General features: G+C 71.9%; 23 protein-coding genes. 19 read left to right on the top strand and 4 right to left on the bottom strand.

What is annotated here, in order from left to right:
* Positions 1 to 56 precede the first annotated feature (56 nt).
* Genes ACT4N7_RS04730 through ACT4N7_RS04745 form a run of 4 tightly spaced genes read left to right on the top strand, consistent with a single transcriptional unit; the run spans position 57 to position 4865 of the window.
* Positions 57 to 1616, top strand: coding sequence for an NCS1 family nucleobase:cation symporter-1 (locus tag ACT4N7_RS04730; RefSeq protein WP_444827332.1), 1560 nt, complete (start codon positions 57 to 59; stop codon positions 1614 to 1616).
* Complete coding sequence (locus ACT4N7_RS04735; protein WP_444827333.1) at positions 1609 to 2451, top strand: nitrilase-related carbon-nitrogen hydrolase; 843 nt, start codon at positions 1609 to 1611, stop codon at positions 2449 to 2451. The genes ACT4N7_RS04730 and ACT4N7_RS04735 overlap by 8 nt, the downstream gene beginning before the upstream one ends.
* 9 nt (positions 2452 to 2460) lie before the next feature.
* Complete coding sequence (gene hydA / locus ACT4N7_RS04740; protein ID WP_444827334.1) at positions 2461 to 3846, top strand: dihydropyrimidinase; 1386 nt, start codon at positions 2461 to 2463, stop codon at positions 3844 to 3846.
* Between the two features lie 26 nt (positions 3847 to 3872).
* On the top strand, positions 3873 to 4865 hold the full coding sequence (locus tag ACT4N7_RS04745; protein WP_444827335.1) for a TIGR03842 family LLM class F420-dependent oxidoreductase: 993 nt from the start codon (positions 3873 to 3875) through the stop codon (positions 4863 to 4865).
* A gap of 5 nt (positions 4866 to 4870) precedes the next feature.
* Here ACT4N7_RS04745 and ACT4N7_RS04750 read toward each other — a convergent pair whose 3' ends face one another.
* A complete protein-coding gene (locus tag ACT4N7_RS04750; protein WP_444827336.1) occupies positions 4871 to 5725 on the bottom strand; it encodes a PPK2 family polyphosphate kinase in 855 nt (284 codons plus the stop codon).
* Between the two features lie 138 nt (positions 5726 to 5863).
* On the opposite strand from ACT4N7_RS04750, the gene rocD reads away from it, so the two are divergent.
* Complete coding sequence (rocD, locus tag ACT4N7_RS04755) at positions 5864 to 7102, top strand: ornithine--oxo-acid transaminase (protein ID WP_444827337.1); 1239 nt, start codon at positions 5864 to 5866, stop codon at positions 7100 to 7102.
* Here rocD and ACT4N7_RS04760 read toward each other — a convergent pair.
* Positions 7099 to 8736: an ATP-binding cassette domain-containing protein gene (locus tag ACT4N7_RS04760; RefSeq protein ID WP_444827338.1), complete on the bottom strand. Its 1638-nt coding sequence runs from the start codon at positions 8734 to 8736 to the stop codon at positions 7099 to 7101. The two genes, rocD and ACT4N7_RS04760, sit on opposite strands and share 4 nt — an antisense overlap.
* Positions 8737 to 8790: 54 nt before the next feature.
* Between ACT4N7_RS04760 and ACT4N7_RS04765 the strand changes: the two genes are divergently transcribed.
* Both ACT4N7_RS04765 and ACT4N7_RS04770 read left to right on the top strand, forming a co-directional pair.
* Positions 8791 to 9285 (top strand): phosphatase PAP2 family protein, encoded by a 495-nt coding sequence (locus tag ACT4N7_RS04765; protein ID WP_444827339.1) that lies wholly within the window; start codon positions 8791 to 8793, stop codon positions 9283 to 9285.
* 79 nt (positions 9286 to 9364) lie between these two features.
* Complete coding sequence (locus ACT4N7_RS04770; protein WP_444827340.1) at positions 9365 to 9562, top strand: hypothetical protein; 198 nt, start codon at positions 9365 to 9367, stop codon at positions 9560 to 9562.
* Between the two features lie 4 nt (positions 9563 to 9566).
* On the opposite strand, the gene zapE is transcribed toward ACT4N7_RS04770, so the two are convergent.
* Positions 9567 to 10595, bottom strand: a complete 1029-nt coding sequence (zapE, locus tag ACT4N7_RS04775; RefSeq protein WP_444827341.1) for a cell division protein ZapE — start codon at positions 10593 to 10595, stop codon at positions 9567 to 9569.
* Positions 10596 to 10634: 39 nt separating this feature from the next.
* Here zapE and ACT4N7_RS04780 point away from each other — a divergent pair, with 39 nt between their 5' ends.
* From ACT4N7_RS04780 to ACT4N7_RS04830, 11 genes are all read left to right on the top strand, one after another.
* The gene (locus ACT4N7_RS04780; RefSeq protein WP_444827408.1) at positions 10635 to 11381 is read left to right on the top strand and encodes a pyrimidine reductase family protein; all 747 of its coding nucleotides are present in this window, start codon (positions 10635 to 10637) and stop codon (positions 11379 to 11381) included.
* A 5-nt stretch (positions 11382 to 11386) separates the two neighbouring features.
* The gene (locus ACT4N7_RS04785; RefSeq protein ID WP_444827342.1) at positions 11387 to 11947 is read left to right on the top strand and encodes an RNA polymerase sigma factor; all 561 of its coding nucleotides are present in this window, start codon (positions 11387 to 11389) and stop codon (positions 11945 to 11947) included.
* On the top strand, positions 11944 to 12516 hold the full coding sequence (locus tag ACT4N7_RS04790) for a hypothetical protein (protein ID WP_444827343.1): 573 nt from the start codon (positions 11944 to 11946) through the stop codon (positions 12514 to 12516). Before ACT4N7_RS04785 ends, ACT4N7_RS04790 begins: the two co-directional genes overlap by 4 nt.
* A gap of 117 nt (positions 12517 to 12633) precedes the next feature.
* Positions 12634 to 13104, top strand: a complete 471-nt coding sequence (locus tag ACT4N7_RS04795; protein WP_444827344.1) for an Asp23/Gls24 family envelope stress response protein — start codon at positions 12634 to 12636, stop codon at positions 13102 to 13104.
* 6 nt (positions 13105 to 13110) lie between these two features.
* The gene (locus ACT4N7_RS04800; protein ID WP_444827345.1) at positions 13111 to 13431 is read left to right on the top strand and encodes a hypothetical protein; all 321 of its coding nucleotides are present in this window, start codon (positions 13111 to 13113) and stop codon (positions 13429 to 13431) included.
* Entirely contained in the window at positions 13428 to 13655 is a 228-nt protein-coding gene (locus ACT4N7_RS04805; RefSeq protein ID WP_444827346.1) for a hypothetical protein, read from the top strand. The genes ACT4N7_RS04800 and ACT4N7_RS04805 overlap by 4 nt, the downstream gene beginning before the upstream one ends.
* A gap of 75 nt (positions 13656 to 13730) precedes the next feature.
* Complete coding sequence (locus ACT4N7_RS04810) at positions 13731 to 13910, top strand: hypothetical protein (RefSeq protein WP_444827347.1); 180 nt, start codon at positions 13731 to 13733, stop codon at positions 13908 to 13910.
* Complete coding sequence (locus tag ACT4N7_RS04815; RefSeq protein WP_444827348.1) at positions 13907 to 14278, top strand: Asp23/Gls24 family envelope stress response protein; 372 nt, start codon at positions 13907 to 13909, stop codon at positions 14276 to 14278. Before ACT4N7_RS04810 ends, ACT4N7_RS04815 begins: the two co-directional genes overlap by 4 nt.
* 3 nt (positions 14279 to 14281) lie before the next feature.
* Positions 14282 to 14818 (top strand): DUF6286 domain-containing protein, encoded by a 537-nt coding sequence (locus tag ACT4N7_RS04820; RefSeq protein ID WP_444827349.1) that lies wholly within the window; start codon positions 14282 to 14284, stop codon positions 14816 to 14818.
* Positions 14815 to 15411, top strand: a complete 597-nt coding sequence (locus ACT4N7_RS04825) for an alkaline shock response membrane anchor protein AmaP (protein ID WP_444827350.1) — start codon at positions 14815 to 14817, stop codon at positions 15409 to 15411. Before ACT4N7_RS04820 ends, ACT4N7_RS04825 begins: the two co-directional genes overlap by 4 nt.
* Before the next feature lie 17 nt (positions 15412 to 15428).
* Positions 15429 to 16511 carry an ATP-dependent DNA ligase gene (locus tag ACT4N7_RS04830; protein WP_444827351.1) on the top strand — a complete coding sequence of 361 codons (1083 nt, stop codon included), beginning with the start codon at positions 15429 to 15431 and terminating at the stop codon, positions 16509 to 16511.
* Positions 16512 to 16554: 43 nt separating this feature from the next.
* On the opposite strand, the gene ACT4N7_RS04835 is transcribed toward ACT4N7_RS04830, so the two are convergent.
* Positions 16555 to 17415: an EamA family transporter gene (locus ACT4N7_RS04835; protein WP_444827352.1), complete on the bottom strand. Its 861-nt coding sequence runs from the start codon at positions 17413 to 17415 to the stop codon at positions 16555 to 16557.
* A gap of 124 nt (positions 17416 to 17539) precedes the next feature.
* On the opposite strand from ACT4N7_RS04835, the gene ACT4N7_RS04840 reads away from it, so the two are divergent.
* Positions 17540 to 19084, top strand: a complete 1545-nt coding sequence (locus tag ACT4N7_RS04840; protein WP_444827353.1) for an alpha/beta hydrolase — start codon at positions 17540 to 17542, stop codon at positions 19082 to 19084.
* Positions 19085 to 19138 lie beyond the last annotated feature (54 nt).

Consider the following 19138-nt stretch of genomic DNA (forward strand, 5'->3'; position numbering starts at 1 on the left):
CGCCTACCTCCACGATGCCGGGATGGAACTCTGATCCACGAGCATCGGAGTAGACGATGGCGATAGCGGAACAGTCCACTCAGTCGGACGGCCGGGTCGATCTGCCCGACCACGGCACGATCCGGGACAGCCCGTACTACAACGACGAGCTGGCGCCGGTGCCGGTCGAGAAGCGGACCTGGACGACCTACAACTACTTCGCGCTGTGGATGGGCATGGCGCACAACATCCCCAGCTACACCCTGGCCGCGTCGCTGATCGCGCTCGGGATGGACTGGCTGCAGGCATTCCTGACGATCACCATCGGCAACCTGATCGTGCTGGTCCCGATGCTGCTCAACAGCCACGCGGGCACCAAGTACGGCATCCCGTTCCCGGTGTTCGCCCGCGCCTTCTACGGCGTGCGCGGCGCGAACGTGGCGGCGCTGCTGCGCGGGTTCATCGCGTGCGGCTGGTTCGGCATCCAGACCTGGGTCGGCGGGCAGGCGCTCTACGTCATCGTCGGCAAGCTCACCGGCGACGGGTGGATCAACTCGACCGTCGTCCTCGGGCAGCACTGGACGCTGTGGCTGTGCTTCGCGGGGTTCTGGGTGGCGCAGATGCTCATCATCTGGCGCGGCATGGACGCGATCCGCCGGTTCGAGAACTGGACCGCGCCGCTGGTGTCGGTGGGCTTCCTGATCCTGCTGGGCTACGTGCTGGTCAAGGCGGGCGGCCTGGGCCCGATCCTGTCCGCGCCGTCCAAGCTGGGCTGGGGCGCGGAGTTCTGGGCGGTGTTCGCGCCGTCGCTGATGGCGATGATCGCGTTCTGGGCGACGCTGTCGCTGAACATGCCCGACTTCACCCGCTTCGGCGGCAGCCAGCGCAAGCAGATGCGCGGGCAGATCCTCGGCCTGCCCACCACGATGTCGTTCATCGCGATCGTGGCGATCCTGACCACCTCGGGCGGACAGGTGCTCTACGGCGAGGCGATCTGGGACCCGGCGCTGCTCGCGGCCCGGTTCGACAGCCCGATTGTCGTGGTGATCGCGCTCGTCGCGCTGGTGCTGGCCACGGTGTCGTGCAATCTCGCGGCGAACGTGGTGAGCCCGTCCTACGACTTCTCCAACGCCTTCCCCAAGCGGATCACCTTCGCGATGGGCGGGCTGATCACCGGGATCATCGGCGTGGCGGTGATGCCGTGGCGGCTGATCTCGGACCCGAGCATCTACATCTTCGCCTGGCTCAACTTCTACGGCGGCGTCCTCGCCGCGGTGGCGGGCGTGCTCGTGGCCGGGTACTGGTTCGTGGTGCGCACCGAGCTGAACGTCACCGAGCTGTACCAGGACCACGGCCGCTACTGGTTCAACGGCGGCTGGAACATCCGCGCGGTGGTGGCCACGCTGGTCGGCGCGGTGCTCGCGGTCGGCGGCGCGTACACCGCGGCGGGCACCCCCGGCCCATACCCCGCCGACGGCCTGATCCCGCTGCTGCGACCGCTCTACGACTATAGCTGGGTGGTCGGCGGCGTCAGCGCGTTCGTCATCTACCTCGTACTGTCCATTCAGGATCGCAAGACCGCGGCTGTGCACCACTCGGAGTCAGCTCACCAACCGGAAGGAGAGGCCCGTGCCTGAAGTCGTGAGGGCCGGCCTGGTCCAGCAGAAATGGACCGGCGACAAGGAGTCCATGATCGCCAACGCGGTGGCGGCGATCGGGACGGCGGCCTCGCAGGGCGCGCAGGTCGTCTGCTTGCAGGAGTTGTTCTACGGCCCGTACTTCTGCCAGGTGCAGGACGCGGACTACTACTCCTACACCGAGGGCATCCCGGACGGGCCGACCACCGAGTTGATGTGCGAGGTGGCCGCGCGGCACGGCGTGGTGCTGGTGGTACCGATGTACGAGCAGGAGCAGCCCGGGGTCTACTTCAACACCGCCGCCGTGATCGACGCGGACGGCACCTACCTCGGCAAGCACCGCAAGAACCACATCCCCCAGGTGAAGGGGTTCTGGGAGAAGTTCTACTTCCGGCCCGGGAACATGGGCTACCCGGTGTTCGACACCGCGGTCGGCCGCATCGGCGTCTATATCTGCTACGAGCGGCACTTCCCGGAGGGCTGGCGCGCGCTCGGCCTGGCGGGGGCGAAGATCGTGTTCAACCCCTCGGCCACCAGCCGCGGCCTCTCGGAGTACCTGTGGCGCCTTGAGCAGCCCGCGGCGGCCGTGGCCAACGAGTACTACGTCGGCACGATCAACCGGGTCGGCGTGGAACCGTTGGGCGAGAACGACTTCTACGGCCAATCGTACTTTGTGGACCCGCGTGGGCAGCTCATGGGCGACGCGGCGTCCGACACCGAGGAGGAGATCGTCATCCGCGATCTCGACATGGACATGCTCGCCGAGGTCCGCGACCTGTGGGCGTTCTACCGCGACCGCAGGCCCGACACCTACGAGTCGCTGACCAAGCCCTGAGAGGACCAGATGCGCACGCTCATTCGCAACGGGACGGTCGTCAACGCGACCGGCAGGCTGACCGCCGACGTCCTCGTCGACGGCGAGACCATCGCCGCGGTCGCCGCCCCGGGCCTGTTCACCGAGGCCGACAACATCATTGATGCCACCGGGAAATACGTGATCCCCGGCGGTATCGATGCGCACACGCACATGGAGATGCCCTTCGGCGGCACCTCCTCGAACGACACCTTCGCCACCGGCACCACCGCGGCGGCGTGGGGCGGCACCACCACGATCATCGACTTCGCCGTGCAGGCCAGGGGCACCTCCCTGCTGTCCACTTTGGACAAATGGCACGCGAAGGCAGGCGGGCACTGCGCGATCGACTACGCCTTCCACATGATCATCTCCGAGGTGGACGACAACTCGCTCAAGGAGATGGCGCCCTGCATCGACGCGGGGGTCAACAGCTTCAAGATGTTCATGGCCTACCCCGGGGTGTTCTACTCCACCGACGGGGAGATCCTGCGCGCGATGCAGCAGGCCACCGAGACCGGTTCGATGATCATGATGCACGCCGAGAACGGCATCGCGATCGACCAACTCGTCGCCCAGGCGCTCGCCGCGGGCTACGGGGACCCGGTGCACCACGGGCTGACCCGCCCGCCGGAGCTGGAGGGCGAGGCCACCTCGCGGGCGATCCAGCTCGCCAAGGTGACCCGGGCGCCGCTCTACATCGTGCACCTGTCGGCGCGGCACGCGCTGGCGGCGGTCGCGGAAGCTCGCAACGCCGGGCAGAACGTGTTCGCCGAGACCTGCCCGCAGTACCTCTATCTGTCCATTGAGGACATGGCAAGGCCGGACTTCGAGGGCGCCAAGTTCGTGGCCTCGCCGCCGCTGCGGCCCAAGGACCACCAGGCCGACCTGTGGCGCGGGCTGCGCACCAACGACCTGTCCGTGGTGTCCACCGACCACTGCCCGTTCTGCTTCAAGGACCAGAAAGAGCTGGGCCGCGGCGACTTCTCCAAGATCCCCAACGGGATGCCCGGCGTTGAGCACCGGATGGACCTGCTGCACCAGGGCGTGGTGGCCGGTGAGATCAGCCTGGAACGCTGGGTGGAGATCAGCTCCACCACGCCCGCGCGAATGTTCGGCCTGCACGGTCGCAAAGGGACTGTCGCACCGGGCGCGGACGCGGACATCGTGGTCTACGACCCCGCCGCCAAGCAGACGATCTCCGCGCTGACCCACCACATGAACGTGGACTACTCGGCGTACGAGGGCATGGAGATCACCGGCAAGGTCGACACAGTGCTCTCACGCGGCTCGGTGGTCATCGCCGACGGCGCGTTCCACGGCCGGGAGGGCCACGGCCAGTTCCTCAAGCGCGACCTCAGCCAGTACCTGATCTAGGCCAGTACAGCCTTAAGGAGTACACAGTGGACTTCGGTGTGGTGCTGCAGACCGACCCGCCCGCGAGCGAGGTGGTGCGGCTGATGGTCGAGGCCGAGCAGCGCGGGTTCGGCTACGGCTGGACGTTCGACTCGTGCGTGCTCTGGCAGGAGCCGTTCGTGATCTACTCGCAGATCCTCGCGCAGACGCGGTCGATGGTCGTGGGCCCGATGGTGACCAACCCGAGCACCCGCGACTGGTCGGTCACCGCGTCGCTGTTCGCCACGCTCAACGACATGTTCGGCAACCGCACGGTGTGCGGGATCGGCCGCGGCGACTCGGCGCGCCGGGTCATCGGGCAGAAACCCGCGTCGCTGGCCGTGCTGCGCGAGTCGATGCACGTGATCCGCGAACTGGCCGAGGGCCGGGAGGTGGAACACCACGGCGCGCCTGTGCGCATCCCGTGGGTGCGCGACGGGCGGCTGGAGGTGTGGATGGCCGCGTACGGGCCCAAAGCGCTGCAGATGGTCGGCGAGCACGCGGACGGGTTCATCCTGCAGACCGCCGACCCGGCGATCACGAAGTGGACGATCGACGCCGTGCGCGACGCGGCGAAGGCGGCCGGGCGCGACCCTGGCGGCATCACCATGTGCGTCGCCGCGCCCGCCTACGTCGGCGACGACCTCGCCCACCAGCGCGACCAACTCCGCTGGTTCGGCGGCATGGTCGGCAACCACGTCGCCGACCTGGTGTCCCGCTACGGCGAGTCCGGCCCGGTGCCGCGCGAGCTGACCGACTACATCCGCGGCCGGGAGGGCTACGACTACGCCCACCACGGCAAGGCGGGCAACCCGTCGACGGACTTCGTCCCGGACGAGATCGTCGACCGCTTCTGTCTGCTCGGCCCGGCCTCGGCGCACGTCGACCGGCTCGCCGAACTCGCCGAGCTGGGCGTCGACCAGTTCGCCATCTACCTGATGCACGACCAGCGGGAGAAGACCCTGGCGGCGTACGGGGACGAGGTGATCCCGCACATCTGAGCGCCCTACCCGAGCGGGTCGGCGTCGGTGATCCGCGCGAGCTCGGTCGGCACGTCGAAGTCCGGCTCGGGCAGGGTCGGGTCCAGCTCGGTCAGCGTCTCCAGCAGCAGGTTGGCCACCACCCAGTTGCGGTACCACTTGCGGTCGGCCGGGACCGTGTACCAGGGCGCGGCGTCGGTCGAGCAGCGGTCGAGGGCGGCGGCGTACGCCTCCTGGTAGTGGCTCCACTTCGACCGCGCGGCCAGGTCGCCCGGGTTGTACTTCCACTGCTTGGCCGGGTCCTTCAGCCGCGCGATGAGCCGCTCGCGCTGTTCCTCCGGGGAGATGTGCAGGAAGCACTTGACCACGGTGGTGCCCCGCGCGGTCAGCTCGGCCTCGAACTCGTTGATCAGGTCGTAGCGGGCCTCCCAGGTCGCGGCCGGGACCAGTTCCTCCACCCGGGCGATCAGCACGTCCTCGTAGTGGGAGCGGTCGAACACGCCGATCAGCCCCGGCGTGGGCACCTGCCTGCGGATGCGCCACAGGAAGTCGTGGCGCAGCTCGGCGCGGGTGGGCTTCTTGAACGACGAGATGCGCAGGCCCTGCGGGTTCACCAGGCCGCACACGTGCTTGATGGTGCCGCCCTTGCCGGAGGTGTCCATGCCCTGCAACACCAGCAGCACGCCGCGGGACCCGCCGCCGAAGACGCCCTCGGCCCAGAGCGCCTCCTGGGTGGCGGCGAGGCGCGCGCCGATGTCCGCGAGCTGCTCGGCGGCCTCGGCCTTGGTCGCCGGACCCACCGGGAGGTCGCGCGGCGCGGGCCGGGAGCCGCCCGGGCGTACCCTCAGCGCGTCCCGGACGGTCGCCTTCTTCTTTGCCATGGGCGGAGGGTAATCCGCCGTGGCGATCGGCGCTCGTGCAACAAACAGGCGTTCGACTACCCGATGGCGCAACGAATGCGCGTCAGAAGCAACGCTCACCGGATGAATCCGACGTCCACCAGCCCTTAGCCTGAGGTCATGACCGTGACTGTTCCGCCCGCCACCGCCACCACGCCGCACACCGCGGCCGACTTCGTCGCCCTGGACGAGCAGTGGAGCACGCACAACTACCACCCGCTGCCGGTGGTGATCGCCGAGGCCGAGGGCGCCTGGGTGACCGACGTGCACGGTCGCCGCTACCTGGACTTCCTCGCCGGGTACTCGGCCCTCAACTTCGGCCACCGGCACCCCGCGCTGATCGCCGCGGCGGTCGAGCAGCTCGGCAAGGTGACGCTGACCAGCCGCGCGTTCCACCACGACCAGCTCGGCCTGTTCTGCCGCGAGCTGGCCGAGCTGACCGGCACCGACCTCGTGCTGCCGATGAACTCCGGCGCCGAGGCCGTCGAGTCGGCGCTCAAGGTGGCCCGCAAGTGGGCCTACCGGGTCAAGGGCGTGCCGGAGAACACCGCGGAGATCATCGTTGCGGGCTCGAACTTCCACGGCCGGACCACCACGATCATCTCCTTCTCCACCGACTCCGTGGCGCGCAACGACTTCGGCCCGTTCACCCCGGGTTTCGCGGTCGCCAAGTACGGCGACACGCAGGCGCTGGAGTCGATGATCACCGACCGCACCGCGGCGGTGCTGGTCGAGCCGATCCAGGGCGAGGCTGGCGTGCTCGCGCCGCCGTCGGGCTACCTGCGCGAGGTCCGCCAACTCTGCGACGAGCACAACGTGCTGTTCATCGCCGACGAGATCCAGTCCGGCCTGGCCCGCACCGGCACGCTGTTCGCGCTCGACCACGAGGGCGTCCGCGCCGACCTCTACACCCTGGGCAAGGCGCTCGGCGGCGGCATCCTGCCGGTGTCGGCGGTCGTCGGCCGCGCCGACGTGCTCGGCGTGCTCAAGCCCGGCGAGCACGGCTCGACCTTCGGCGGCAACCCGCTGGCCTGCGCGGTCGGCCGCGCGGTGGTCAAACTGCTGGCCACCGGCGAGTTCCAGGAGCGCTCGACCACTCTCGGCGCGCACCTGCACAGCAGGCTCGGCGAACTGGTCGGCCGCGGCGTGGCCGAGGTGCGCGGCCGCGGGCTGTGGGCGGGCGTGGAGATGGCACCGGGCGGCCTCGCGGGCCGCGCGGCGTCCGAGGCCCTGATGGAGCGCGGCGTGCTGTGCAAGGAAACCCACGACACCACCCTGCGGGTCGCGCCGCCGTTGGTGATCACCGAGGCCGAGATCGACCTCGGCGTGGACGCCATCGCCGAGGTGGTCGCGCACTAGCGGGCGCGGTCCACCCTGGCCTCGTCCCACACCGGCTCGTCCACTTCGGACACCACACCGTCCGACCGGAACACCAGGAACCGGTCGAACGAACGGGCGAACCACCGGTCGTGGGTGACCGCGACAACGGTGCCCTCGAACGCTTCCAGGGCATCCTGCAGTGCCTCGGCCGAGGTGAGGTCGAGGTTGTCGGTTGGCTCGTCGAGCAGGAGCAGGGTGGCGCCGGACAGTTCCAGCAGCAGGATCTGGAACCGCGCCTGCTGACCGCCGGACAGGGTCTCGAAGCGCTGCTCGCCGCTCGCGGCCAGGCCGTAGCGGCTCAGGACCGACGCCGCGGCGCCGCGGTCGAGGCCCGCGCGGCCGTCTTCGCCGTGCCAGAGGATGTCGACCAGGGTGCGGCCGAGCCACTCCGGGTGGTGGTGGGTCTGGGCGAACAGACCGGGCACCACGCGCGCGCCGAGCTTGCACACGCCGGTGTGCGCCACGGTTTTCTCCGCCGCGCTGTCCTCTTCGGACAGCAGGCGCAGGAAATGGCTCTTGCCCGAGCCGTTCGAGCCGAGCACGGCCAGCCGGTCGCCGAAGAAGACCTCGACGTCGAAGGGCTTCATCAGGCCGGTGAGTTCCAGCCTGGCGCAGGTGATCGCGCGGATTCCGGTGCGCCCGCCGCGAAGGCGCGGCTGCACGCGCTGCGTTTTCGGCGGGTCGGGCGGCGGCCCGGCCTCCTCGAACTTGCGCAGCCGGGTCTGCGCGGCCCGGTAGCGGCTGGCCATGCCGGGGTTGACGACGGCCGCGCGGTGCATCAGCCGGACCAGCTCGATCAGCTTCGCGTGCTCCTCGTCCCAGCGGCGCTGCAACTCGGCGACCCGCTCCCAGCGGGCCTCCCGCGCGGCGTGCCAGGTCGCGAAGCCCGCGGGATGCGTCCACGTGGTGCCCGCCTCGACGGTGACGACCCGCGTGGCGACGGCGTTGAGCAGCTCGCGGTCGTGGCTGATGAGCAGCACGGCCTTGTCCGACTCGGCCAGGCGCTGTTCGAGCCAGCGTTTGCCGGGGACGTCGAGGTAGTTGTCGGGCTCGTCGAGCAGCAGCACCTGCTCGCGGCCACGCAGCAGCGCCTCCAGTACCAGCCGCTTCTGCTCGCCGCCCGAGAGCGTGCGCACCTCGCGGAAGCGCGCGGTGTCGAACCCGATGCCGAGCGCGGCCACGGTGACGGTGTCCCACAGCACCTCGGTGGTGTAGCCGCCCGCCTCGTCGTACTCGCCGAGCGCGACGGCGTAGCGGAGCTGGGTGGGCTCGTCGTCGGTCTCCATCAGCGCCAGCTCGACCGCGTCCAGCTCGGCCGCGGCGGCGCGCAGCGCGGGCGGGGCGACGGCCAGCAGCAGGTCGCGCACCGAGCGGTCGTCGCGCACGGAGCCGACGAACTGCGGCATCACCGCGAGCCCGCCCTGCACCGACACGCCGCCATCGGGCGAGGACTGCTCGCCGCTGAGGATCTTGAGCAGGGTGGTCTTCCCGGCGCCGTTCTCCCCCACCACGGCGACCACCTGCCCGCCGCCGACTCGGAGCGCGGCGTCGCGGAACAGCACGCGCCCGTCGGGCAGCGTGCAGGAGAGGCCGGTCGCGTCGAGGTGTCCCACGCCGCGAATGGTCGCGCACACGGTCACCCGGGCGCGACCGCATTGTCTGGCACAGTGGCGGGCGCGCCCCTGGAACGCGGGCCGCGGGTCGCGCTGCTGGCCGTGCTCGGCCCGGTGGTGACCGCGGGGCTGAACACGTGGGTCCTCAAACCGATCTTCGGCCGCACGCACGACGGCTACCTGGCCTACCCCAGCGGACACACCGCGACGCTGGTGTCGATCCTGGCCGTGGTGACGCTGGTGGTCGCCGCCGACGCGCCGCCGGGACGCCGGGCGGTCCGCACGACTGTCGTCGCGGCCACCGCGCTGGTGCTCGTCGCGGTAGCCGCGAGCGCGATTGTCGGCCTGCGCTACCACTACGTCACCGACACGATCGGCGCGCTGTTCTGGGCGGTCGGCGCGGTGGTCGCGGTCGCCGCGGTGATCGACTTCCGCGCGGGCACCAACCTGGCAGCGGACAACGTGTGGGCGACCCGCGTTCAGTGGCCGAGCACACCGGGAGTACCGCTACGTAGTGGTGTCACCGGAAAGTTCACCCGATGTGACTAACCAGACCACCGTGTGGCGCTACGCGGCCGGGGGCGTACGGTGCGTAGCCTGGCAGTGCTCGCGCGACGGAAGGATGGCGGTGACCGACACACCCATCTATGACCAGATTCGCCAGGAACTGCGGGACCGGCCCGACCCGGTGATACCCCGGTCCCGGACCCGGTACCAGGCGGAGTCGCGCGACCCGAGTCCGAGTACCGGCATCTCGGTGTGGGCGCTGATCGATGAGCACCGCGCGCAGCGCGGCACCGACACCCCCGGCCGCCGCCGAGCCTGAAACGTCACCTTCGCAGCGCCGCCGCGTCCCGGGACAGCGCGACGAGCCTGCTCACCGCACGCGAGTACTTCTTCCGGTAGCCCCCGCGCAGCATCTCCGGGGTGAACAACGCGGACACCGGCTCGCCGGACACCGCCACCGGTACCGCCCGGTCGTAGAGCCGGTCGGCGAACGCCACCAGCCGCAGCGCCACATCCTGCTCGGACAGCGCGCGTACGCCGCGCAGGTGCACCGCCGCCACGCCGGCCACGAGCTTGCCGTAGCGCGACGGGTGCAGGGTGGCGAGGTGGGCGCACAGCGCGTCGAAATCGTCCACTGTGGACCCTGGGATGGCCGCGGCGCTCGCCGTCAGGTCCGCGTCGGGCAACGGGTCCGGCGCGTCGGGCAGGCCGCGGTGGCGGTAGTCCGGGCCGTCGACCCGCACCACCGCGAACCGCGCCGCGAGCGCCTGGATCTCGCGCAGGAACTCGCCTGCGGCGAACCGGCCCTCGCCGAGTCTGTCGGGCAGCGTGTTCGACGTCGCCGCCACGCGCACGCCGGCGTCGGTCAGCTCCGCGAGCAGTCGCCCGACCAGCGTCGTATCGCCGGGATCGTCCAATTCGAACTCGTCTATCGCAAGCAACCTGTTGTCCCGCAACCGGTTCACCGCCTCGGCGAACCCGAGCGCGCCGACCAGGTAGGTCAGCTCGACAAACGTGGCGTACGACTTCGGCCCCGGCACCGCGTGCCAGACCGAGGCCAGCAGGTGGGTCTTGCCGACACCGAATCCGCCGTCCAGATAGAGCCCCGGCCTGCCCGGCGCCGCCGTGCCGCCGAAGATCCGCCGCAGCAACGGCTGCTCCCGCGCGCTCTCGCCGACCCGGGCCGCGAACGCCGCGCACGCCGCGACGGCGGCGGCCTGGCTGGGCTCGGCGGCGTCGGGCAGGTAGGTCTCGAAGCGGACCTCGCCGAACCGCGGCGGCGGCACCAGCGCGGCGATCAGCTCCTGGGCGGCGACCTCGGGCGCGCGGTCGACAAGTCTGGCGGCGGACATGCCGGGAGCGTAGTGGCGTGCTGGGATGGACCGGTGCACATGCTGTGGCCCGATCCCCGAACCGCACCCGAGCTTGACGACACGGGACTGGAACGCCTCTACGCCTACCCGGACCCCCTCACCGCCGCCTGGGTGCAGGTCAACTTCGTCAGCAGCGCGGACGGCGCGGTGACCGTCGACGGCACCTCGGCGGGGCTGTCCAGCCCCGCCGACAAGCGGATCTTCGCGCTCGGCCGCGATCTCGCCGACGTGGTCCTCGTCGGCTGGGGCACCGCGCGCGCGGAGAACTACGGCGGGGTCAAGCGCACCGAACTCCGCGGCGCGCGGCGCGCCCGACTCGGGCTGGCCGACGTGCCGCCGATCGCGGTGGTCACCGCGCACTGCTCGGTACCGCCCGACTCCGCGCTGGTGACCGACTCCGAGGTGCCGCCGATCATCGTCACCTGCGCGTCCGCGCCCGCCGACCGGCGCGCCGCGCTGGCCGACGCCGGGGCGGACGTGCTCGTCGCGGGCGACCGCGAGATCGACCTGCGCGCCGCGCTCGACGCGCTGGCCGAGCGCGGGCTGCGGCGGGTGTGCTGCGAGGGCGGGCCGCACCTGTTCGGCGCGCTGGTCGCCGCGGACCTGGTCGACCAACTCTGCCTCACCGTGGCGCCGATGCTGGCGGGGGCTGGCTCCGGCCGGATCGCGCTCGGGCAGCCCGCGGCGGCCCCGGCGTCGCTCGACCTGGCGTCGGTGCTGGTCGAGGACGGTTTCCTGATGCTGCGTTACCGGCGGGGCCGGTGACCCCGATGCCCGTCGACGGGTCGGACGAGCGGCTGATCGCCTCGGCCGCCCAGGGCTCCGCGGGGGCGTTCGACACGCTCGTGCGCAGACACACCGACCGGATGTACCGGGTGGCGCTGCGGATCTGCGGCGACCCCGGCGAGGCGGAGGACGTGGTGCAGGACGCCTGGATCGCGGCCTGGCGCGGGCTGGCCGAGTTCCGCGGCGAGGCGCGCGCGTCCACCTGGCTCTACCGCGTGGTGACGAACACCGCGCTCGCCCACCTGCGCAGACGCAGGCCGACCGTGCCGCTGGAGTCGCTGCTCGACAGCACCCGCAGCGGCCTGCTGACCGACGCCGGGCCGACCCCCGAAGCCCGCGCGCTGCTCGGCGAGCGGGCCTCGGCGGTGCACCGCGCGATAGCCCGGCTGGAGCCGAGCCAGCGGGTGCCGCTGGTGCTGCGCGAGCTGGAGGGCCTGTCCTACGAGGAGGTGGCGACCGTGCTCGACGTCAGCGTCTCGGTATTGCACAAGCGGCTGCACCGGGCAAGGGTGACCCTGCTCGCCACCTTGAAGGAGCTGCTGTGACTGAGCCCGCGAACGAACCGACGACAGTGCGCGAGCGCGCGTTGCCGTGCGGGCGCACCCTGGCCGATCTCGTGGCCGTCGCCGCCGACGGGCCGGGCGCCGACCCGGTGCTGGTCGCGCACGCCGCCGACTGCCCGCACTGCGGAGCCGAACTGGCCGCGCTGCGGGCACAGTGGGACCTGGTGCGCGCCGCCGCCGCAGAACCCGTGCACACCCCGGACGGCCTGGTGTCGCGCGTGCTCGACAGCGTGCGGGGGGTGCGCGGACGCGGCGGGGAGTTCCAGCTCGACCAGGTGGGCGGCGCGCTGCTCGTCGCCGAGCGGGTGGTCGTGCTGCTGGCCCGGTCGGCGGCCGCCGACCTGCTCGCGGGGCACGGCGGCGGACACCTGCGCTCGGTGCGCGCGGCGGGCGACACTGTCGACATAGGACTCGCGGTGCGCTTCGGCACGCCGATCCAGCCGCTGGCCGAACTGGTCCGCGCGCACGTGTCGGCCTGGCTGCGCGAGCACTTAGGCACCTCGGTCCCCGCCGTGACCGTCGACGTCGTCGACGTGATCTATCCCGTGTGACCTATCCCCCATCCGGGTGACCTTGCGAGAGATCCCGACCCGCCGGGGCATCTGACCTCATGTGGCGACCGAGACCGAACCGCTCGGCGCCCGTTCCAGCGAAAGGAGCTGCCAGTCATGGCACCCACCAGCCCCACCAAGTCCGAATTGGACACCCGCTCCGGCGCGGTCCCCGCGCGACTGGCCGACGAGCAGTCGCAGGGCAAGACCACCATCGCCTCGAACGTGGTGCAGAAGATCGCGGGCATGGCGGCCCGCGAGGTGTCCGGCGTGTACGCGATGGGCGGCGGGGTGTCCCGCGCGTTCGGCGCGATCCGCGAGCGCATCCCGGGCGCGGGCACCGTGTCCACCTCGGGGGTGTCGGTCGAGGTGGGCGAGAAGCAGGCCGCCATCGACCTCGACGTGGTCGTCGAGTACGGCGCGGGCATCGTGGAGCTCTCGCGCGCGGTGCGCCGCAACGTGATCACCGCGGTGGAGCGGATGACCGGCCTTGAGGTCATCGAGGTCAACATCGCCGTCAACGACATCCACCTGCCCGCGGACGACGACGGTGCCGAAGCGGCGCCCGCCCAGTCCCGAGTGGAGTGACCGGCCATGACTCCGACGACCCGCCCACCGGACCCCGGTGACCTCGCCGACCTCGTCGGCGCGGCGGTACTCGACCATCCCGCGGTGGTGCGGTTGGACGGCGGCGCCTTCGGCACCGTGGCCACGCACCTGCCCGGCAGGCGGGTCGTCGGCGTCCACCTGGGCGTGCCGGCCGACGACGGGCGGGTCGACGCGGTGGAGGTCGCCGTGGTGCTCGCGTTCGGCGCGCCCATCCCGGACGTGATCGGCCAGCTTCGCGCACGGATTCGGGGGGTGACCGGGCCAGTCCCGGTCGACGTGCACGTGAGCGACGTGGTTCTGCCGTGACCAAGAGGCCCGATCGGGCGGCGTACCGCGATTTCGTCCGCCGGGCCCACCCGGACCGCGGCGGCGACCACGACGAGTTCGTCGCCGGGCTCGCCGCGCTGGCGGCCGACGCCAGATACGACGCCCCGGTGGTGGGCGGCGACCCGCCACGAGGGGTGCGGGCCGTCGCCACCCGGCTGCGTCGCTGGCACGACCGGCGGTTCCGCAAACCCAGGGTCGAGTAGCCCTGGATGTCTACAAGAGACAGTCTAAGAGAGACAGTCCATACCAGACTCATCGGCGCTGAGGAGCCACCGAAGATGAACGCAACCCAGACCGGCATCATCGCTGGTCTCGTGCTCGGTCTCGCGGCGACACAGGGCTTTCTCGCCTTCGTGATCACCCTGGCCATCGGCTTCGTCGGCCTGGTGGTCGGCCGGGTCATCGACGGCGAGCTGGACCTGTCCGACGTCTTCGGCGGCCGAGGCAAAGACCAGTGACCGAGCAGGCCGTGCGCCCGCCCGCGGCCCCGGAGGACCGCGGCGGGCTCCGCATCGACCCGGTGGTGGTGCGCAAGGTCGCCCAGCGCGCGGCCGACGAGACGCCGGGAACCACCGCGGTGCAACGGAAACTGGCCGGCCTGGGCATCGGCTCCCAGGGTTCGACCGCGACGGTGACCGGCGACGGCGACCACGTGGAGCTGCGCATCGATCTGGCGCTGCACTACCCGGCGGCGGTGCGCGAGGTCGTCGCCGACGTCCGCGCCCGGGTGACCGAGGCCGTCGAGCGGATCACCGCGTACCGGGTGCGCGGCGTCGACGTCACCGTTTCCGCGCTGCGGCCGGAAATTCGCCCCCGAGTGGAGTGACCAGTGCGTGTTCTCGTGAGATTCCTGAGCTGTCTGCTGGGCCTCGTGCTGGCCGCGGCCGGGGCGCTGCTGGCCCTGGAGGTCGGCTGGGCCTGGGCGCGGCCGACCGACGCCCCGCTGCTGGTGCCGTGGCCCGACTGGCGCGACCGACTGGCCGAGGTGACCTGGCAAAACGCCGATGTGCGGCTCGTCGCGGGCATCGTGGCGGGCGCGGGCCTGGTGCTGCTGCTGATCGCCGCCACCGCGCGGCACAAGGACATCGTCCTGCTCGACCCCGCGTCCGGCGTCACCGTGCGCACCTCGCCCCGCTCGCTCGCCCGGATCGTCGGGGTGCGGGTGCGGGCCGAGGACAACGTGGTGAGCGCGTCGGTCACCGCCACCGCCAAGCGCGTCCGCGTCCGGGCGGTCAGCAGGCTGGAGTCCGAGGCGCAACTGCGCCCCCGGCTGCTCGACGTCGTCCGCACGACCCTCGCCGACCTGCCGCTGGCCCGCCGGCCCAAGGTCAGCGTCGTCGTCGACTCCCCCAGGGACCGCCAATGAAATCGCCTTCCGTCGCCGCGCTCGCCCGGTCCCACCGCGCCGAGCGGGTACTCACCACCGGCGTGGGGCTGCTCGCGCTGCTGGCGGGCGGCGCGGCGCTGGCCGTCGGCCAGGGCTGGCTGGGCACGTTCCGCGCCCGGCGCGCGGTGCTCGACCCGATCGCGGTCGACACGCTGGTCGACTGGCAGCTCGCCGCCCGGATCACCGCGGTCGCCCTGGGCGTGTTGCTGCTGGTCACCGGGGTCATGCTGGCCCTGCGGACGCTGCGGCCGGAGCGGCACCCCGACCTCGCGCTGGACCGCACGGTCGGCAAGGGCCTGCTGGTCACCGCGGGCGCCATCGCCGACGCCATCGCGGTCGACGCCGAGCAGGTCGACGGTGTCAGCCGGGCGCGCGCCACCGTCGTCGGCGACCCGGAGACCCCCGCGCTGCGGCTGAACCTGTGGCTGCGCGAGGGCACCCGCGTGCGGGACGTCTGGCAGGAACTCGACGGAACCGTGATGCGCCGCGCCCGCGAGTCGCTCGGGGTCGACTCGCTGCCCACGGCGGTCCGGCTCGAACTCGGCGCGGCGGAGCGGCAACGGGTGCGCTGAGCGGGCAGGATGGTGGTGTGCTGCCGCTGACACCGCCGGTCCAACCGATGCTGGCCAAGCCCGCCAAGTCCATTCCGAACGGGGCGGGCCTGGTGTTCGAGCCCAAGTGGGACGGCTTCCGCTGCCTGGTCTTCCGCGACGGCGACGACGTGGTTCTCCAGTCGCGGTCGGGCAAACCGCTCAACCGGTACTTCCCCGAAGCCGCGACCGCCCTGCTCGCCGCGCTGCCCGACCGCGTGGTGCTCGACGGCGAGCTGGTCGTCGACGTCGACGGCAGGCTCGACTTCGACCGGCTCGCCGAGCGTATCCACCCGGCGGCGAGCCGGGTCACCCTGCTCGCCGAGCAGACACCGTCCCGGTTCATCGCCTTCGACGTCCTCGCCCTCGGCGACGACCTGCTGCTGGAGACCCCCGGCGGACGGCGGCGCGAGCTGCTGGAGGGCCTGCTCACGGTCACCGACACGGTGCACCTCACGCCCGCCACGACCGACGCCGACCTGGCCCGGCAGTGGTTCACGATCTTCGAGGGCGCTGGCCTGGACGGCGTGATGGGCAAGCCCGCCGACGGCCCGTACACGCCGAACAAGCGGACCATGCTCAAGTTCAAGCACTCCCGCACCGCCGACTGCGTGGTGGCGGGCCTGCGCTGGCACAAGGACACCGTGCCCGGCGAGGCCGTCGGCTCGCTGATGCTCGGCCTCTACGACGACTCCGGCGGCCTCAACCACGTCGGCGTCGTCGGGTCGTTCCCGGTGGCGCGCAGGCGTGAGCTGGCCGTGGAGTTGGCCGAGCTGATGCCGGGCGGCGAGGACGGCCACCCGTGGCTCGCGGACGACCCGGGCGAGGGCACCCGGCTGCCGGGCGCGATCAGCCGGTGGCGCACGACCGAGCAGCCCTGGGTGCCGCTGCGGCTGGAGCGCGTGGTCGAGGTGTCCTACGAGCACACCGAGGGCGGCTACCCGAGCCGGTTCCGGCACACCGCGCAGTTCCAGCGCTGGCGCCCGGACCGCGAGCCCGCGTCGTGCACGTACGAGCAACTCGAAGAGCCCGCCCGCTACGACCTGGCCTCAGTCCTGCGCGGCGACGTCCGCGCCCGCTAGCCGCACCGTCCACAAAGCACTGTCCATAAAGTACTGTCCACAGTTACACCTCGGGCCGGGCGGTGCGGGTGGCGCCCGCCGAGGCCACGACGACGCACGCGACAGCCACCCATTGCAGTGGCCGCAACACCTCGCCGAGAACGATGAGGCCCGCCAGTGCGGCGACAGCCGGTTCGATACTCATCAGCACGCCGAACACCCGCGGCGGCATCCGCCGAAGCGCCTCCAACTCGAACGAGTACGGGATCACCGACGACATCAGCGCCACACCGAGGCCGATGAGCAGCACGGTCGGCGAGAGCAGCGCGCTGCCCGCGTCCGCGATGCCGATCGGCGCCGCGATGACGCCCGCGACGACCATCGCCAGCGCCAGACCGGAGCCGTCGGCGCTGTGGCTGCCGAGCGCGGCGCCCAGCAGGATGTACGCCGCCCAGCAGGCGCCCGCGGCCACCGCGAACAGCAGACCGACGAGCGAGAGGTCGCCGCCGCCGCGAGCGAGCAGCACCACGCCCGCCGCCGCGAGCAGCGCCCACAGTCCGTCGAGCCAGCGGCGGGAACCCGCGATCGCGACGGCGAGCGGACCGAGGAACTCGGCCGTCACCGCGATGCCGAGCGGGATGCGCTCCAGCGCCAGATAGAAGAAGAAGTTCATGGCCGCGAGGACCACGCCGTAGCCGAGCATGACCGGCAGCGCCCGCCGGTCGATCCGAATCGACGGACGCCAGATCAGCACCAGCACCAGCGCGGCGAACACCAGCCGCAGCGCGAACACGCCCATCGAACCGGCGACGGCGAACAACTGCTTGGCCAGCACCGCGCCGACCTGGATACTGACGATCCCGACGAGCACCTGCGAGGTGGGCGGGAAGGCACCGACCACCCGCGACACCGGCGAACGCACCACGACAACCCCCTCCACCGACTCGTGGATTCATCCTATGTCTGACCGGATGGGCTGCTCACGGCGGTCACACCTGCCGGATGGCAGGCTCAGCCGTGATCATCTGGACGAGGAGGGCGACGCAGGCGTGAGGGTCGGACGCGGGATCTGGCTACTGCCGGTCGCGCTGCTCGCCGCGTGCACCGCGGGTCCGTCCGCGCGCCCGGTCATCGTGGTCAACGACGGCGACGGCGGTAGCCCGCCGACGACGGCCAGCAGCGGCCCGGCGCCGGTCCCGGAACTGGGCGAGCCCAAGGACGCCTCCGTCCGCTGGACCGGCTGCGGCCCCGAGGTCCGCGACCGGCTCGACAAGCTCGCCCCGCCCGCCACCCTCAAGATCGACTGCGGCCGGGTCAACGGTGTGCTCGATTCCCCTTACGCCCCAGGCAAAGGCACCGTCCGAATGCAGGTGCTGCGGGCGGGCTCCGGGCCCATCCCGATCGTGGTGGTCAACGACGTCGACGGCCTGCCCGGCTCGCTCTACGCCGTCCGGCTCGCCGCGAGTCTGCCGCCGGAGTTCCTCACCCGGTTCTCCCTCGTCGGCGTCGACCGCCGGGGCACGGGCAACAGCGACGCCGTGCGGTGTGTGCCGGAGGAGGTGCGCGCCGCGATCGTCGACGCCGACCCGCGCGAACTCGACGTCGAGGGCTGGGTCGACCAGGCGCGTACCGCGGGCCAGCAGTGCTCCATCGCGCTGGAGACCCGACTGCCCGCGCTGGACACCTGGCGCACGGCGGCGGACATGGAGTCGATCCGCGACGCGCTGGGCATGCCGCGGCTGCACGCCATCGGCCACGGCGAGGGCTCGCGGGTGCTGTCGGTGTTCGCCGAGCGCTTCCCGGACAGCGTCGGCCGCATGGTCCTCGACGGACTCCCCGACCCGACCCAGGACGCGATCGTGGCCCTGGAGGGCGTCGCGGCCGGGGCCGACGCCACTTTCGGCGCCTTCGCCGCCGACTGCGGCGCGCGCGGCTGCGAACTGGGCGCGGGCGCGCGGCAGGCCCTGTCGGAGGTTCTGGCCGTCGCCGTCACCGCCCCCCTGGTCACCGCCGACGACGTGGAACTCAACGTGGGCGTCGTGCTGCGCGCGGTGCTCGCGGGCCTGAGCGACCGGCAGTCCTGGCCCGCGCTGTCCAAGGCCATCGCGGACGCGCGCAGCGGCGTGCCGGACGGGCTGGCCGCGTTCGCCGTCACGACGGTCCGGGAGACCGACGACCTGCCCGCCACCTTCGACGCCACCCTGGTGACCAGGTGCAACGACACCAAGTCCCGCCTGTCCACCGAACAGCTCACCGGGTCGGCGAAGGACTGGACCGCCCGGTTCCCGGTATTCGGCGGCCTGTTCGCGCAGTGGCTCGCGGTGTGCAGCCCGTGGCCGGTGCCGTCGCAACCCTTACCGATGCCGACAGCGGTCGGCGCGCCGCCGATCGTGGTGCTGGGCACGGCGACCGACCCGGTGACGCCGCTGGAGGGCACCACGCGCGCGGCGCAACAGCTCGCCTCGGGGGCGTTGGTGTCGTGGCAGGGCGCGGGCCACGGCGCACTCGGCGTGTCGCCGTGCGCCACGGACGCGGCCCGCGCGTTCCTGATAGACGGCAAAGTCCCCCGAGACGGCACCGTCTGCCCGCCCTGACCAGTGGTGTCCTGAAGCTGCCTCGCTCCGCCCCAGGACCATTGCGCCGCCTAC

This window comes from Actinokineospora sp. (assembly GCF_052390155.1).
GTDB lineage: Bacteria > Actinomycetota > Actinomycetes > Mycobacteriales > Pseudonocardiaceae > Actinokineospora.